Source organism: Kitasatospora sp. NPDC053057, from assembly GCF_044546945.1.
GTDB lineage: Bacteria > Actinomycetota > Actinomycetes > Streptomycetales > Streptomycetaceae > Kitasatospora.
This window is the reverse complement of the sequence record NZ_JBITZP010000044.1, coordinates 18,664-32,891: the sequence shown is the minus strand read 5'-3', so window position 1 is coordinate 32,891 and position 14,228 is coordinate 18,664. Positions and strand designations below refer to the sequence as shown.

At 73.9% G+C, this 14,228-nt stretch carries 17 protein-coding genes; 4 read left to right on the top strand and 13 right to left on the bottom strand.

The genetic code is table 11. The features are described 5' to 3' along the window. Window positions 1-117: 117 nt before the first annotated feature. On the top strand, window positions 118-1,113 hold the full coding sequence (locus ACIG5E_RS32400; RefSeq protein WP_396539544.1) for a DEDDh family exonuclease: 996 nt from the start codon (window positions 118-120) through the stop codon (window positions 1,111-1,113). Window positions 1,114-1,144: 31 nt separating this feature from the next. Continuing rightward, window positions 1,145-1,948, top strand: coding sequence for an SURF1 family protein (locus ACIG5E_RS32395; protein WP_396539542.1), 804 nt, complete (start codon window positions 1,145-1,147; stop codon window positions 1,946-1,948). 13 nt (window positions 1,949-1,961) lie between these two features. On the opposite strand, the gene trxA is transcribed toward ACIG5E_RS32395, so the two are convergent. Together trxA and ACIG5E_RS32385 are read right to left on the bottom strand one after the other, a co-directional pair. After that, window positions 1,962-2,294, bottom strand: a complete 333-nt coding sequence (trxA, locus tag ACIG5E_RS32390) for a thioredoxin (protein ID WP_396539540.1) — start codon at window positions 2,292-2,294, stop codon at window positions 1,962-1,964. 3 nt (window positions 2,295-2,297) lie between these two features. After that, window positions 2,298-2,705, bottom strand: coding sequence for a MerR family transcriptional regulator (locus ACIG5E_RS32385; RefSeq protein ID WP_396539538.1), 408 nt, complete (start codon window positions 2,703-2,705; stop codon window positions 2,298-2,300). Window positions 2,706-2,811: 106 nt separating this feature from the next. Here ACIG5E_RS32385 and ACIG5E_RS32380 point away from each other — a divergent pair, with 106 nt between their 5' ends. Then, complete coding sequence (locus ACIG5E_RS32380; protein ID WP_396539536.1) at window positions 2,812-3,573, top strand: SDR family oxidoreductase; 762 nt, start codon at window positions 2,812-2,814, stop codon at window positions 3,571-3,573. Window position 3,574: 1 nt separating this feature from the next. Here ACIG5E_RS32380 and ACIG5E_RS32375 read toward each other — a convergent pair whose 3' ends face one another. From ACIG5E_RS32375 to ACIG5E_RS32335, 9 genes are all read right to left on the bottom strand, one after another. Further along, a complete protein-coding gene (locus ACIG5E_RS32375; RefSeq protein ID WP_396539534.1) occupies window positions 3,575-4,228 on the bottom strand; it encodes an alkaline shock response membrane anchor protein AmaP in 654 nt (217 codons plus the stop codon). Continuing rightward, window positions 4,225-4,836 carry a DUF6286 domain-containing protein gene (locus ACIG5E_RS32370; RefSeq protein WP_396539532.1) on the bottom strand — a complete coding sequence of 204 codons (612 nt, stop codon included), beginning with the start codon at window positions 4,834-4,836 and terminating at the stop codon, window positions 4,225-4,227. Before ACIG5E_RS32370 ends, ACIG5E_RS32375 begins: the two co-directional genes overlap by 4 nt. Further along, entirely contained in the window at window positions 4,833-5,180 is a 348-nt protein-coding gene (locus ACIG5E_RS32365; RefSeq protein ID WP_396539530.1) for a hypothetical protein, read from the bottom strand. The genes ACIG5E_RS32370 and ACIG5E_RS32365 overlap by 4 nt, the downstream gene beginning before the upstream one ends. Next, complete coding sequence (locus tag ACIG5E_RS32360; RefSeq protein WP_188308459.1) at window positions 5,180-5,371, bottom strand: hypothetical protein; 192 nt, start codon at window positions 5,369-5,371, stop codon at window positions 5,180-5,182. Before ACIG5E_RS32360 ends, ACIG5E_RS32365 begins: the two co-directional genes overlap by 1 nt. Before the next feature lie 28 nt (window positions 5,372-5,399). Further along, window positions 5,400-5,906: an Asp23/Gls24 family envelope stress response protein gene (locus tag ACIG5E_RS32355; RefSeq protein WP_396539605.1), complete on the bottom strand. Its 507-nt coding sequence runs from the start codon at window positions 5,904-5,906 to the stop codon at window positions 5,400-5,402. A 185-nt stretch (window positions 5,907-6,091) separates the two neighbouring features. Continuing rightward, on the bottom strand, window positions 6,092-6,898 hold the full coding sequence (locus ACIG5E_RS32350; RefSeq protein WP_396539527.1) for an enoyl-CoA hydratase/isomerase family protein: 807 nt from the start codon (window positions 6,896-6,898) through the stop codon (window positions 6,092-6,094). A gap of 231 nt (window positions 6,899-7,129) precedes the next feature. Continuing rightward, window positions 7,130-7,363, bottom strand: a complete 234-nt coding sequence (locus ACIG5E_RS32345) for a helix-turn-helix domain-containing protein (RefSeq protein WP_030285640.1) — start codon at window positions 7,361-7,363, stop codon at window positions 7,130-7,132. Between the two features lie 327 nt (window positions 7,364-7,690). After that, the gene (locus ACIG5E_RS32340; RefSeq protein ID WP_396539525.1) at window positions 7,691-9,289 is read right to left on the bottom strand and encodes an ABC-F family ATP-binding cassette domain-containing protein; all 1,599 of its coding nucleotides are present in this window, start codon (window positions 9,287-9,289) and stop codon (window positions 7,691-7,693) included. A 203-nt stretch (window positions 9,290-9,492) separates the two neighbouring features. Continuing rightward, entirely contained in the window at window positions 9,493-10,521 is a 1,029-nt protein-coding gene (locus ACIG5E_RS32335) for a hypothetical protein (RefSeq protein WP_396539523.1), read from the bottom strand. A 369-nt stretch (window positions 10,522-10,890) separates the two neighbouring features. Here ACIG5E_RS32335 and ACIG5E_RS32330 point away from each other — a divergent pair, with 369 nt between their 5' ends. Continuing rightward, window positions 10,891-12,123, top strand: a complete 1,233-nt coding sequence (locus ACIG5E_RS32330; RefSeq protein ID WP_396539521.1) for a glycoside hydrolase family 26 protein — start codon at window positions 10,891-10,893, stop codon at window positions 12,121-12,123. Window positions 12,124-12,130: 7 nt separating this feature from the next. On the opposite strand, the gene ACIG5E_RS32325 is transcribed toward ACIG5E_RS32330, so the two are convergent. Together ACIG5E_RS32325 and ACIG5E_RS32320 are read right to left on the bottom strand one after the other, a co-directional pair. Next, window positions 12,131-13,291, bottom strand: a complete 1,161-nt coding sequence (locus tag ACIG5E_RS32325; RefSeq protein WP_396539519.1) for a GNAT family N-acetyltransferase — start codon at window positions 13,289-13,291, stop codon at window positions 12,131-12,133. After that, window positions 13,288-14,187 (bottom strand): Wzz/FepE/Etk N-terminal domain-containing protein, encoded by a 900-nt coding sequence (locus tag ACIG5E_RS32320; RefSeq protein ID WP_396539517.1) that lies wholly within the window; start codon window positions 14,185-14,187, stop codon window positions 13,288-13,290. The genes ACIG5E_RS32325 and ACIG5E_RS32320 overlap by 4 nt, the downstream gene beginning before the upstream one ends. Window positions 14,188-14,228 lie beyond the last annotated feature (41 nt).

The window sequence follows — 14,228 nt, the reverse complement described above, 5'->3', positions numbered from 1 at the left end:
GCGGCCGGAAACGATCTCGACCAGATGTACGACACCCCCGCCGACCACTCTATTCCGGCCGCCCGACCGGAACATTTCGACCGGACCGCGTCAGCTCGCCCCTTATCCTGTTGGACCATGCAACCGATCCAGCCCGAGACGTACGGCGCGCCGCGGACCGCCCCGGTTCCCGCCCAGCGCTCAGCCGCCCCCGCCGAGGGCTTCGCGGTCGTCGACGTCGAGACCACCGGTCTCGGCCGCTCCGACCGCGTCATCTCGGCGGGCGTCTACCAGCTGGACCACGACGGCGAGGTCACCGACCACTGGTACACCCTGGTCAACCCCGAGCGGGACCCGGGCCCGGTCTGGATCCACGGCCTCACCGCCGAACTGCTCTCCGGCGCGCCGACCTTCCCCGAGATCGCCGACGAGTTCGCCACCCGCCTGGAGAACCGCGTGCTGGTCGCGCACAACGCGCTCTTCGACTGGAACATGATCTCCCGCGAGTTCTCCCGGGCCGGCCGCCACGCCCCGGTCGAACAGCGGCTGTGCACCATGGTGCTCTCCCGCGACCTGCGCCTCCCGCTGCCCAACGGCAAGCTCTCCTCGCTCGCCGCCCACTTCGGCGTCCAGCAGCGCCAGGCCCACAACGCCCTGGACGACGCCCGGGTGCTCGCCGAGGCCTTCCGCCCCAGCCTCCACCTGGCCCGCCTGGCCGGCCTCCCGCTGCCGCTGCAGACCTGCGTCGCGGTCACCGACCTCGGCGAGGACGAGCCCGCCACCCCCGGCCGCGGCAACTGGACCGGCTCCCAGTACCGCCAGGCCAAGAAGCGCCCGCCCTGCCCGTACCCCAACCCGGGGCGCTGGGAGGACGGCAAGCCGCTGGTCCAGGGCATGCGGGTGGCCTTCACCGGCGACACCGCCACCGACCGCGAGGTGCTGGAGGACCGCGCCGCGGAGGCCGGACTGCACATCGCCACCTCGGTCAGCCGGCTGACCAGCCTGCTGGTCACCAACGAGCCGACCAGCTGGAGTGGCAAGGCCCGCAAGGCCCGCGACGTCGGCACCCCGATCGTCACCGAGGACGCCTTCCTCCAGCTGCTGCGCGAGGTCGCCCCGCACCCCGGTGCGTGAGCCGGTTGTGAGGTCGGCGTACCGTTCCCATGTGTACCGATTTCTGCTGACCCGCCAGTGGCTGATCACCATGCTGATCGCGCTGCTGCTGATCCCCGCGACGATCAAGCTGGGCTTCTGGCAGCTGCACCGCCACGAGGCCCGGGTGGCCCGGAACGAGCTGATCGGCAAGGCCCTCACGGCATCGCCGACGCCCTTCGACACCCTGGCGCCGGCCCCCGGCGCCGCGGTGCCCTCCGACCTCACCTGGCGTGCCGTGACGGCCACCGGGCAGTACGACCCGGCGCACGAGTTCGTGGTCCGCAAGCGGACCGACTCCAACGGCACCATCGGCTACTTCGTCGTCACCCCGCTGAAGCTCTCCGACGGCAAGGGCACCGTCCTGGTCAACCGCGGCTGGGTCCCCTCCGGTGACGGCGCCACCGAGTACCCGCCCGTCCCGGCCGCCCCGACCGGCGAGGTCACCCTCACCGGCCGGCTGCGCGCCGACGAGACCACCGGCAGCAGCGGCGGCTTCGTCCGGGACCGGGCCGGCCTCCCCGCCCGCCAGTTCAACCTGATCAACACGGAGCAGCAGTCCAAGGAGACCGGCACCACCCTCCTCGGCGGCTACCTGGAGCTCACCGCCACCACCCCGGCCCCGGCCGACCAGCCCCAGCTGATCCCCGAGCCGAACCACTCGGACATCGGCCCGCACATGGCCTACGCCATCCAGTGGTGGCTGTTCACCGCGATGATCCCGGTCGGTGTCTGGGTGCTCATCCGCCGCGAGGCCAAGGACCGCGCCAAGCAGGCCGCCGAACCCGAGGTCGAGCTCGACGCCCTGCCCGCCTGAGGGCCCGGCCGCGCTAGAGGACGTCCTCCAACTCCCGCAGCAGCCGGGCCTTCGCCCGGGCGCCCACCACCGACCGCACCGGCTGCCCGCCGCGGAACAGCATCAGGGTCGGCATCGACAGCACCCCGTACGCCGCCTGGGTCCGGGGGTTGCGGTCCACGTCGACGCTCACCACCCGCATGCGGTGGGCCTCCTCCCGCGCGACGTCCGCCAGCACCGGCGCCATCATCCGGCACGGCGGGCACCAGTCCGCAGTGAAGTCCACCAGCACCGGCCCCTCGGCCGCCAGCACCTCCGTCGCGAAGGTCTCGTCCGTCACCGCCGGCACACCCGCGATCCGCACCATCGTCTACTCCTCCGTCAGTTCACACTGGGGCGGCTGCTCGGAGACGGCGAGTTCGTCCCGCGCCCGGACGGCCCGGTCGAACTGCCCGGCCACCTGCTCGCGCACCTCCTGGAGCCGCCCGATGCACTCGTCCAGCTCGGCGAGCTTGCGCCGGTAGACCTCCAGCGAGGCCGGGCAGGAATCCCCGTCCGGGTGTCCGGCCCGCAGGCACTCCACGAACGGCCGGGTCTCCTCCAGTTCGAAACCGAAGTCCTGGAGCATCCGGATCTCCCGCAGCAGCCGCAGGTCCCCCTCGTCGTACGCCCGGTACCCGTTGCCCGCCCGCCGGGCCGGCAACAGCCCCAACTGCTCGTAGTACCGCAACGCCCGCGTGGTCGTCCCCGCCCGCTCCGCCAACTCCCCGATCCGCACGCCGAACCACTCCTCCCGAACAGCCGGTACCGACCGTAAACCTTCCCCCCGACGTCAACGCCAGAGCGAATCCGCAGGACAGGGCTTCGCCCGGCAAGATGTCCCCATGGATCTCGGACTGAAGAACAAGGCCTACATCGTCACCGGCGCCACCCGGGGCCTCGGCCTCGCCGCCGCCCGCGAACTCGTCGCCGACGGCGCCCACGTGCTGGTCAGCGGCCGCACCCAGGAAGCCGTCGACGCCGCCGTCGCCGAGCTCGACGGCCCCGGCACCGCCCACGGCCTGGTCGCCGACAACGCCGACCCGGACACCGCCGAGCGCCTGATCGCCGAGGCGAACCAGCGCTTCGGCCGCTTCGACGGCATCCTGATCAGCGTCGGCGGCCCCCAGGCCGGCCCGGTCGAGACCACCCCCGAGTCCGCCTGGCGCGACGCCTTCGAGTCCGTCTTCCTCGGCGCCCTCCGCCTCGCCCGCACCGCGGCCGCCGCCCTGCCCTCCGGCGGCGTGATCGGTTTCGTGCTCTCCAGCTCGGTCCGCCAGCCGATCCCCGGCCTCGGCATCTCCAACGGCCTGCGCCCCGGCCTCGCCATGGCCGCCAAGTCCCTCGCCGACGAGCTCGGCCCGCGCGGCATCCGGGTGCTCGGCCTGCTCCCCGCCCGGATCGACACCGACCGGGTCCGCGAACTCGACGCCCTCGCCCCCGACCCGGAGGCCGCCCGCGCCGAGGCCGGCGCCGCCATCCCGCTCCGCCGCTACGGCACCCCCGAGGAGTTCGGCAAGGTCGCCGCGTTCCTGCTCTCCCCGGCCGCCTCCTACCTGACCGGACTGATGGTCCCCGTCGACGGCGGCGCCCTCCGCTCGCTCTGACCTACTCCAACTCCCGGTGCCCCCGCCGGCCCCGCCGCCGAGCGGACCGGGGCCGCTTCCCGGCGGGGGCCTCCTGCAGCACCCGGATCCGCAGATCGGCCGGCAGCTCCGCCAGCCTCAGGCTCCGGACGGCGTCCGCCCGCGGCCCGTCCTCGAAGTGCTCCACCAGCCCCACCGGATCCCCACCCGGCGTCAGCCGTACGGCCCCGCGCAACCGGGGGTGCCCGGGCGCCCGCACCAGCCGCACTGCGGCCCGCTCGACCTCCGGCAGCACCGTCGTGCCGTGCTCCAGCGCCTCCTCCAGCGCCCGGGCGCTCACCTTCAGCCGCAGCCCGCCCGTCCCCGGGGTCGGCACGTCGATCGCGGCCAGTCCGGTCCGCCGCAGCTGCGCGACCAGCCACCACGCCATCCCCACCACCAGCACCGACAGCCCGCCGATCACCGTCGGCCACCACCAGGAGGACCCCACCCACCGCCCCCGGGAGCGCGCGCTGACCACCGGCTGATGCGGCGAGGTCAGCGGCCACCAGCCCGGCGGGTCGACGCCCAGCCGCCGGTACAGGTCCAGCCCGCCCGCCAGCACCAGCACCCCGACCCCCAGCAGCACCACCCCCACCAGCCCCAGCAGTATCCGGTTGACGACCGTCCGGCTCACCCCGACGCCTCCCCCGCCCGGTCGGCCGGCTGGTCCGGCGTCCCGTCGGCCACCACACCCGCCGACCCGCGCCAGGACCGCACGTCCAGCCGCAGCGGCCGCGCCAAGCCCACCCGCCCCAACTCCTCCCGCAGCTGCCGCTGCACCAGCGCCGGATCCACCGGCCCGCTCACCGACACCCGCACCCGCCGCCGACCGACCCTGATCCGCAGGTGGTCGATGCCCGTCAGCCCGGCGGCCCGGTCCGTCAGCAGGTGCCCGATCCCGGCCCGCTCGATCGCCGCGTCCGTCCCCCCGTACGGCCTCAGCACCAGCCACCGCCGCAGCCCGGGCGCGATCGCCAGCCACAGCAGCCACCCGCCCAGCAGGGTCGAGACCCCGGCCCCCACCAGCACCCACAGGTCGTCCAGATGACGTGTGGCCAGCTCGTCCGCGATCTGCGCCCGCCACCGCCGGGCCGGCTGCCCGACCCGCACCGCGACCACGTCGTACAACAGCGCCCCCGCCACCACCAGCACCACCGTGGCGACCAGCGCCGCCGCTGCCGCCCGCCCCGCCCGCAGCCGGGGCACCCTCCGCGCCGAGCCGGCCTCCGGGTCCCGGCTCACCACGCTCCCCCGGCGACCAACTTCTCGACCACCACGACCACTTCGGACACCCTGGTCCCGGTCAGCCCCACCACCCGCCCCGCGACCCGTTCCCGTACGCCCCGGGCGAGGCCCGCGAGATCGGCGGGGAACGGCGCGTCGACGGCCACCCGCACGGTCACCGTGCTGCCCGGCCGGGCCACCGACACCCGGGGCGGCGCCCCCTTCACCGACCGCCCGGCCCACGCCTCGGAGAGCACCTCCCGGGCCGCCTTCCCCGCGATCCGCGCGTACACCCGGTCGGCGATCCGGAGCCGCCCCCGGCGCGCCGCACCGGGGGCGGGAGCGGGAACCGAGGCCCCCATCAGCGCCGCCGGTCGCGGCCGCGGAACAGGTCCCCGAGGTCGCCCAGGTCGATGTCGCCCTCCAGCAGCCGCCCGGCCACGAAGCCGACCAGCCCGAGCGCCGCCACCAGCAGGAACGCCGCGAACCCGCCGAAGTACCCGGCGAAGCCGAGGGCCATGCCCACCACCAGGCCGACGATGGCCAGGTTCATCCGCTACTCCCTCGTCCTCCGCCGGTCGCTACTTGAGCTTGGGCCGCTGCCCGGATGTCGTCACCGACTCCTCTTCCTCCTCGAACTCGGGTTCGTCCGGGAGGTGGACGTCGTTGACCGCGATGTTGACCTCGACGACCTCCAGGCCGGTCATTCGCTCGACCGCGTCGATGATGTTCTCCCGCACCTGGCGGGCGAGTTCGGGGATCACCACGCCGTACTCCACCACCAGGGCGATGTCGATCGCGGTCTGCTTCTCGCCGACCTCGGCCTTGATCCCGCGCCCGATGCTGGACCTGCCGCCGGGCACCTTGTCCCGCATCGCGCCGAAGGTCCGGGCCAGCCCGGAGCCCAGCGCGTGGATGCCGGAGACCTCCCGGGCGGCCATCCCGGCGATCTTCTCCACCACGCCGACGGCCAGGGCCGTCCGGCCGCGCTCACCGGCAGCCCTTCCACCGTCCCCGCCCGCGCCGGGCGCGTGCCTGGCACTGGCGGGCGGTCCGGGCGGCGGCGCACCGCCGGGGTTCTTGTGCATGGTCGCGGGCGTCGGAGTGTCAGGCATGGGGCGCATCTCCCTCGTAGCGGCTCCAGCTATATCGCAAACCTCCCCAACTCTGGCATTTCGCCACGACCCCCGCCCGCCGAGCGCGTCCCCGGAAACGCCGGAGGCCCGGCCCCGGGGCTTTCCCCAGGACCGGGCCTCCCGGCGGAACGCGGCGGTCAGTCGCCGATGCCGGCGAGCTCCCGCAGTCGCCGCGCCTGTGCCACCCGTTCGGCCGAACGCTGCTCCCCGTACGACCGTCCGGAGGCACCCTGCAGCAGCGCCTTGGTCTCGATCACGGCCCCGCGCGGGGCGGCCAGCAGGGCGGCGGCGAGGTCCCGGGCGGCGGAGTCCAGCTCCGCGCCGGGGACGGCCAGGTTGGCCAGCCCGATCGCGGCGGCCTCCTCCGCGCCGACCCAGCGGCCGGTCGCACAGATCTCCAGCGCCCGGGCGTAGCCGACGAGTTCGACCAGCGGCTTGGTGCCGGCCAGGTCGGGGACGAGCCCGAGCGAGGTCTCCTTCATCGCGAACTGGACGTCGTCGGCGACCACCCGCAGGTCACAGCCGAGCGCGAGCTGGAAGCCCGCCCCCACGGCGTGGCCCTGGACGACGGCGATGGAGACCAGGTCGGCGCGGCGCCACCAGGTGAAGGCCTCCTGGTACGCGGCGATGGCGTCGTCCAGCTCCTGGTCCGCGGAGCCGGCCAGCTGCAGGAAGGTGGGCTCGCCCGGGATGCCCTCGGGGGTGAACATGGCGCGGTCCAGCCCGGCCGAGAAGGAGACGCCCTCGGCGCGCAGCAGCACCACCCGGACGCTGCCGGGCAGTTCGCGCCCGGCCTGGGCGAGGGCGCGCCAGAGCGCGGGCGACTGGGCGTTGCGCCGCTTGGGCTGACAGAGGGTGACGACGGCGAGCTCGCCGTCGATCTCCAGGCGGACGCCCTCCCGCTCCCAGCTCGGGGCCTGCGGGTCGGTGGCGGGGGCGGTCATGCGGGAACCTCCGGTGGCGGGGGACGTGGCTACCGGAGAGTAACAAACCTGGACGCGGACGGGCAGGGCCCCGGCCCGGAAAGATCGGAACGGGCAGGGGGCCCGGGTTCCGGACATGACGATCGGCGGCCGGTCCGCTCGACCCGAGGGCGGACGCCCAGCTGTGGCCAGCTGCCGTCTCCTCGGTCGGCGCCCTGCCGCCGCGTCATCCAGCTTGGAGCCGACGGACCGTCAGGAACCGGCCGCGGCGGTCGCCTTGTTCTTGCCCCGCGTGGCACCACCGCGGCCCCGGAGGATCACTCCGGACTCGCTCAGCATCCGGTGCACGAAGCCGTACGAACGACCGGTCTCCTCCGCGAGAGCGCGAATGCTCGCCCCGGAGTCGTACTTCTTCTTGAGATCGGCCGCGAGCTTCTCACGCGCGGCACCGGTCACCCGGCTGCCCTTTTTCAGAGTCTCGGCCACCCGTGCCTCCTCGTAGCGTTGCTCGGTCAGATTCCCATGATCACCCATCGACCGCGTCCTGGCCACCCATTCGACAAGGTCGATGTCGCAAATGCGTGGTCCTGCGGTGGTGATCCGAGTGCATCAGGGCGCTCACGCAGAGTGCACGCCCCCGGGCGGGTGCCGCCGTCTGCCGAGAAAGAGCTGATCAGCAGCGTCGGCCCGACCACGATCGAGTGGCGGGCCGACGGGAAGTGCTTAAACGGAATCCGGGTCTTCTTCATTCCCGGACACGCCGAAAGGACTAGATTTTCTGGTCCGAAAAGCGGATGGGGCGTCTACTTCCGGTCAGGCCAGCGAGACCAGATCGGCGTACGACGGGTTCCACAGGTCCTCGACCCCGTCCGGCAGCAGGATGATCCGCTCCGGGTCGAGCGCCTCGACCGCGCCCTCGTCGTGGGTGACCAGCACGACCGCACCGGAGAACTCGCGCAGCGCGCCCAGGATCTCCTCGCGGCTGGCCGGGTCGAGGTTGTTGGTGGGCTCGTCCAGCAGCAGCACGTTGGCGGAGGAGACCACCAGGGTCGCCAGGGCCAGACGGGTCTTCTCACCACCGGAGAGCACCCCGGCCGGCTTGTCCACGTCGTCGCCCGAGAACAGGAACGACCCGAGGATCTTGCGGATCTGCACCAGGTCGGTGTCCGGCGCGGCCGAGCGCATGTTCTCCAGGACGCTGCGCTCCGCGTCGAGCGTCTCGTGCTCCTGGGCGTAGTAGCCGATCTTCAGGCCGTGGCCGGGGATCACCTCGCCGGTGTCCGGCGCCTCCACCCCGGCCAGCATCCGCAGCAGGGTGGTCTTGCCGGCGCCGTTGAAGCCCAGCACGACGACCCGGGAGCCGCGGTCGATCGCCAGGTCCACGTCGGTGAAGATCTCCAGCGAGCCGTAGGACTTGGACAGCCCGCTGGCGGTCAGCGGGGTCTTGCCGCAGGGGGCCGGGTCCGGGAAGCGCAGCTTGGCGACCTTGTCGTTCGCCCGGACCTGCTCCAGGCCGGAGAGCAGCTTGTCGGCGCGGCGGGCCATGTTCTGCGCGGCCACCGTCTTGGTGGCCTTGGCGCGCATCTTGTCGGCCTGCGCGTTCAGGGTCGCGGCCTTCTTCTCGGCGTTGGCCCGCTCGCGCTTGCGGCGCTTCTCGTCGTCCTCGCGCTGCTGCTGGTACTGCTTCCAGCCCATGTTGTAGACGTCGATGGCGGAGCGGTTGGCGTCCAGGTAGAAGACCTTGTTGACGACCGTCTCGACCAGGTCGACGTCGTGCGAGATGACGATGAAGCCGCCCTTGTAGGTCTTCAGGAAGTCCCGCAGCCAGACGATCGAGTCCGCGTCCAGGTGGTTGGTGGGCTCGTCGAGCAGCAGCACGTCGGAGTCCGAGAAGAGGATCCGGGCGAGCTCGACGCGGCGGCGCTGACCACCGGAGAGGGTGTGCAGCGGCTGGGCGAGGATGCGGTCCGGCAGGCCCAGCGCGGCGGCGATGGTGGCGGCCTCGGCCTCGGCGGCGTACCCGCCCTTGGTGAGGAACTCGGTCTCCAGGCGCGCGTACTTCTTCATCGCGTTGTCCCGGGTGGCGCCCTTGCCGTTGGCCATCCGCTCCTCGTTCTCGCGCATCTTCTTCAGCACGGTGTCGAGGCCGCGGGCGGAGAGGATGCGGTCCTTGGCGAGGACGTCCAGGTCACCGGTGCGCGGGTCCTGCGGGAGGTAGCCGACCTCGCCCGAACGGGTGACCGTACCGGCGGCGGGCAGACCCTCGCCGGCCAGCACCTTGGTGAGCGTGGTCTTGCCGGCGCCGTTGCGCCCGACCAGGCCGATCCGGTCGCCGGCGGCGACCTTGAAGCTCGCGGACTCGATCAGGATCCGGGCACCGGCACGCAGCTCGAGGGCGTTGGCGGAAATCATGGCTGGGACTACTCCTGGGACGTGGGCGGGCGGCCGGGTACGGGCCCGGGCAGCGGGAAGTGGGGCTTCATCGGCGGTCGGCGCGGTGGAACTGGGCGCCGCCGCCCGCTATTGCCCGGAGAAGATAGCCATGACGGCCAGTCTACCGGGCCGCGCGAAACGCCCCGGGGCGCTACCTCCCCGGGGTACCCGCAGGGGCTCGGCTACTGCTGCGCGGCCGCCTGGTCGGTCCCCGGGGCCGCCTGGTCGGTCGCCGGGGCAGACGGGGCGGCCGGGGTCGCCGGGGCCGCGGGGACGGCCGCCGTCGGGCTCGCCGACGGGTCGGCGCAGCCGCTCTGCGGGCGGACCGCGGCGAACGGGGCGTCCACGCTGGAGCAGGCCGTCTCGGGGGCCGCGGCCTTGGTGTCGAAGACCTTGGGCGGCACGATCGGGCCGTCGGTGATCTCCACCCGGCTGAGGTCCAGCACCTTGACTGTCGCGGCCGGGCCGGTGATCATCGACCACCCGTTGCTGTCCAGCCGGTAGCCGGTGATGCCGCCGGAGACGGCCACCCCGCTGCCGTTGGTGCACGTGCGCGGGATGAGCACGGCGTAGTCGGTGTGGACGGTGCGCAGCGGGTCGTAGAGGCAGCCGTTGGACGGCCGGTCGTTGTACCGCAGGTCGCCGTCGGCGTCGCGCAGGCCCATGGTCAGGTTCGGCGTCACCACGGCCAGCCAGGGCGAGCCGGCCCGCTGGACGGTGTGCAGCGCGGCCGCGGCCCGCTGCTTGGCGGTGTCCTTGCGCTGGGCGTCGGTCCGCTTGTCCGCGCCCGGCTCGCCGTCGGCGCGCAGGTAGTCCGCGAGGCCCGGCACGGCGCGGTGCCAGCGCACCTCGTGGTCGCCCGGGCGCACCGAGGTGACCAGGCCGTCGTCCCAGACCACGATCGCGTTGTCCCCGGCCATCGCCAGGTAGAGCGCCTCGGCGCCCTCGCGGCGGTACGTCCAGGCCCGCTCGCCGGTCTGCTTGTGGTACGCCTCCAGCCCGGGGCCGACCACCTTGAGGTCCAGGTCGGCCGAGCTGAGCGACTGGGAGTTCACCGGGGTCGCGTCCGCGTCGGCCGGCCCCGCCACCCGGTCGCCGAACGGCACCGGCTTGTTCGCGTGCGCCGCCGCACCGGCCGCAAGGACCAGCATCACCGCCAGGGCAGGCAGGATCGAGCGGGGGGTGAGGACACGCGGCGGCTTCCAGGACACGGCCGGAGCGTACCTTTCACCGGGCGCGCGAGTCAGCCGGAATCGCTCCCGGGCCGTCCCACCCACCGCACGCCCGATCGTGCGCGCCCGTCCCGTACGCCCGCCCGCCCACCTGCGCCGTCAGCCCCCCGGCCGGTCGGCGGGGCCCGCCGCGGCGGGCCCGGAGGGCCCCGCCGGACCGTTACAGAGCTGATACACGCGGCCGGGCCGGAGGGGTGTTGCGGCAGACGGCGTTCGAATATCGCCCACTTTAGGGTGACATTCGGCTTTTCCGTCCGTCGCCGGGCCTACTGTCGGCGAGCGTGGCGCCACCGTCCGTCGACGTGGTCAGCGCCCGCCCCGCCCCCCGCGACGTCCGGAGGACAGACCATGCGCATCGGCCGCCTGACGCTGGCCGCCGCCACTCTGCTGCTGATGGCCACGGCCAGCGTCCCGGCCGGGACGCCGCTCAGCCAGACCGAACGGCACACCCTCTCCTCGGACGCCTTCGAGCCGCGCGGCACGGCCCCCCGCCCGCCGGTCCAGCGGCCCAAGCACGAGCCGCCGTTCGGCGCCTTCGTCGGCTCCTGGGACAAGTACATCCCGCAGATCGGCAAGTACTCCCAGTGGCTCGGCAACGCGAACATGCAGGTCGGCCACACCTATCTGGCAGGCAACGGCTGGGCGGACGTCGAGGGCGAGCCCGTGGTGCTCGGCATGTGGTCGCAGTGGCGGCTGGCCGACCCGTCCCGGCTGCTTGTGCTCGGCGTGCCGATGCTGGTGCCCAACGAGGCGGACGTGCCGGACGGCGAGGTCGCCCGGCTGCTCGGCCAGGGCGCGCGCGGGGATTTCGACAGCCACTTCCTGCGGCTCGCCCGCCGGCTGGTGGCGCTCGGCGGCGCGAACACCGTGATCACCCTCGGTTGGGAGATGAACGGTGTCACCTACACCCACCGCTGCAAGCCCGACCCCTCCGCCTGGAAGGCGTACTGGCGGCGGATCGTCGGGGTGATGCGCTCGGTGCCCGGGCAGCGGTTCCGCTTCGACTTCGCCCCCACCCGGGGCCTGGACGCCATCCCGTGGACCAAGTGCTACCCCGGCGACGACGTGGTCGACATCATCGGCATGGACAGCTACGACCAGCCCGCCGGCAGCACCTTCGACGACTTCGTGCGCGAGCCGTACGGCCTGCAGGACCAGGTGGAGTTCGCGGTCAAGCACGGCAAGCCGGTCTCGTACCCGGAGTGGGGGCTGTTCCGCAACGGCGACAACCCCGAGTACGTCCGGCGGATGGTCGACTGGATGCGCACCCACGACACCGCCTACCAGACCGTCACCGACTACTGCCCGCACGGCTTCTTCCAGTGCCGGAGCAATCCGCGCTCGACCGCGGTGTTCAAGCAGCTGATGTCCGGTTCGCCGGGGGCGCCGCTCGTGCTGCCGACGGCGCCCCCGGCCCCGATCGTGCCGGTGGCGCCGAGCGCCCCCACCGCACCGGCGACACCGACCGTGCCCACCCCGCCGACCGTGCCGGGCCTGCCCGCCCTGCCGGGCGCGACCGCGAGCCCCTCCGCCGCTGCGTCGCCGAGCCCGTCCGCGGCCGGGACGCCGTCGCGGCGCTGAACGGCGGTCAGGCCCGGCGGCGGGCCAGCAGCGCCTCCTTGAGCCGGGGGAAGCGGGTGCGCAGCCGGTGCACCGCGGCCTGCCGGGCGCGCACCGCGCCGGCCCGGGCGGCGGCCGCCGGGGCCACCCCGGCCGGGCCCAGCAGCAGACGCTGGTTGGGCAACTGGTCCGGCCGCCAGCGCTGCTTGTACGGTTCCTGGCCGCGCAGCAGGCCGAGCACCGGGATGCCCGTGCCGACCGTCTCGTCCAGGGCCGCGCTGAACAACAGCCCGGCGATGTCCAGCCGCTCGCGCAGCCGCGGATGGGCGCCGTACATGTACAGCCCGCCGAAGGAGGGGCAGAGCAGCAGCAGGTTGACCGCGACCAGCTCGCCGTCCAGGTGGAACTGGTGGACGGCCGCCCGGCCGGTGGCCACCAGGCCGACGGTGGACTCGGTCAGGTGCCGGGCGAAGCGCTCGGTGCGGTGCTCGGCGGTGACGCCGCGCTCCTGCCACTGCAGGAAGTGCAGCCGCAGCAGCCCCTCCAGGGCGGCCGGCACCTCGTCCACCGGCGTGGAGCGGACCCGCACCCCGGCCTCGGCGATCTTGCGCAGCTTCACCCGGCTGCGCTGGGCGGTCTTGCCGGGCACCCGCTTGAGCAGCCGCTCCATCGGGACGGCCGGGAGGTACTGGCACAGTGAGTCCTGGTGGCGGCGGCGGAAGCCGAGCCAGTGTTCGTACACCCGCTGCACCGCCGCCTCGGGGTGCACCTCGCGCAGCTCCAGCCAGTGCCAGGGGCGGGTGAGCGGCAGGGCGGCGGCGAACTCGGCGGCGGCCCGGTCGGCGCAGTCGTCGTCGAGCAGGACGTCGCAGTAGTCGACCAGCCCGGCGCCGAGACCGGTGAGACCGCCGAACGGGCCGCCGCGCCGCATGAAGGCGCCGGCGCCGACCAGCCGGCCGTCCCGGCGGACCAGCACCACCAGCAGCGCGCCGGGGCGGCCGTAGTGACGCCACCAGGAGCGCTGCCAGGCGGCGGCCTGGAAGAAGGTGGCGGTGCGGCAGCGGACCGCCAGGTCGTCCCACTCCTCGGCGACGGTGTCCAGTGCGTCGTCCTCGCGGCGCAGCTCGGTGGTCCAGACGGGCGTGGCCGACTGGGCCGGCAGACCGGCGGCGCGGGCCTCGGTGCTCATCGCCCGCTCCCGGCGGCGGCCTTCTCCTCGGCCGGGGGCTTGGACCCCGCATCGGGCTTGCCGCCCTGGGTGGCTGCGGCCTCGGCCTTCGCGGCGGTCTTGGACTCGGCCTTGGGCTCGGCCTTCGCCTCGGTCTTGGGCTCGGTCTTGGGCTCGGTCTTGGGCTCGGTCTTGGGCTCGGTCTTGGACTCTGCTTTCGACCGGGCCCTGCCGCTCTGCGCCGCGCTGCGCTGGCGGGGCGCGGCCGGGGCGGCCTCGGCCGGCTCGGGAGCCTCCGGTGCCGCGGTCGCCGCCGGAGCCCCAGCGGCCCCGGGGGCCTCCGCCTCGACGTCGGCCGTGCCGCCGCGCCGACGGGTCATCAGCACCAGCGACCCGAGCAACAGCCCGGCCGCGGCGCCGACCGCGACGTCCAGTTTGGCGGACGGCGTGGTCGGCTTGTCCGGCTCGGCGGCCGGGGCCAGCGTCACCAGCCGGACGTTGGTGTCCTTACTGCTGGTGTTGGCGAAGGCGACCAGCGAGCGGGCCACCGCGTCGGCGGTCCGGGAGGCCTCCTGGGCGCGGGTCCCGGTGCCGGTGATCTCGATCATCGGGGCGTCCGGGGAGGTCGTCCCGGACACCAGGGACTCCAGCCCGGACCGGGTGTGGCCGGTCTCGGCGGCCGCGACCGCGAGCACCTGGGGCTGGCCCGCGAGCCGCCCGTAGGCCTGGGCGAAATTGGTCGCGGTCGCCGACTCCCCCGGGTTCTGGGGCACCACGAGGACGTAGGCGCTGGCGGAGTACGAGGGGGGCGAGACGACGGCGTACCCGGCGCCGGCCACGGCGCCCAGCGGCACCGCGAGCGCCACCGGCCACCAGCGGCGGACCAGGTGGCGGGCGCTTCGGCGCGGTGTGGTCATGGGTGTGACTCCTTGGGTCTGGAACGGCGGTACCGGCGGCG

What these genes read in the sequence shown, in the direction of transcription:
- ACIG5E_RS32400 (WP_396539544.1), top strand. Translation starts at nt 118, where the DNA reads ATGCAACCGATCCAGCCCGAGACGTACGGCGCGCCGCGGACCGCCCCG.
- trxA (WP_396539540.1), bottom strand. Translation starts at nt 2,294, where the DNA reads ATGGTGCGGATCGCGGGTGTGCCGGCGGTGACGGACGAGACCTTCGCG.
- ACIG5E_RS32380 (WP_396539536.1), top strand. Translation starts at nt 2,812, where the DNA reads ATGGATCTCGGACTGAAGAACAAGGCCTACATCGTCACCGGCGCCACC.
- ACIG5E_RS32365 (WP_396539530.1), bottom strand. Translation starts at nt 5,180, where the DNA reads ATGGGGGCCTCGGTTCCCGCTCCCGCCCCCGGTGCGGCGCGCCGGGGG.
- ACIG5E_RS32360 (WP_188308459.1), bottom strand. Translation starts at nt 5,371, where the DNA reads ATGAACCTGGCCATCGTCGGCCTGGTGGTGGGCATGGCCCTCGGCTTC.
- ACIG5E_RS32355 (WP_396539605.1), bottom strand. Translation starts at nt 5,906, where the DNA reads ATGCACAAGAACCCCGGCGGTGCGCCGCCGCCCGGACCGCCCGCCAGT.
- ACIG5E_RS32350 (WP_396539527.1), bottom strand. Translation starts at nt 6,898, where the DNA reads ATGACCGCCCCCGCCACCGACCCGCAGGCCCCGAGCTGGGAGCGGGAG.
- ACIG5E_RS32340 (WP_396539525.1), bottom strand. Translation starts at nt 9,289, where the DNA reads ATGATTTCCGCCAACGCCCTCGAGCTGCGTGCCGGTGCCCGGATCCTG.
- ACIG5E_RS32330 (WP_396539521.1), top strand. Translation starts at nt 10,891, where the DNA reads ATGCGCATCGGCCGCCTGACGCTGGCCGCCGCCACTCTGCTGCTGATG.
- ACIG5E_RS32325 (WP_396539519.1), bottom strand. Translation starts at nt 13,291, where the DNA reads ATGAGCACCGAGGCCCGCGCCGCCGGTCTGCCGGCCCAGTCGGCCACG.
- ACIG5E_RS32320 (WP_396539517.1), bottom strand. Translation starts at nt 14,187, where the DNA reads ATGACCACACCGCGCCGAAGCGCCCGCCACCTGGTCCGCCGCTGGTGG.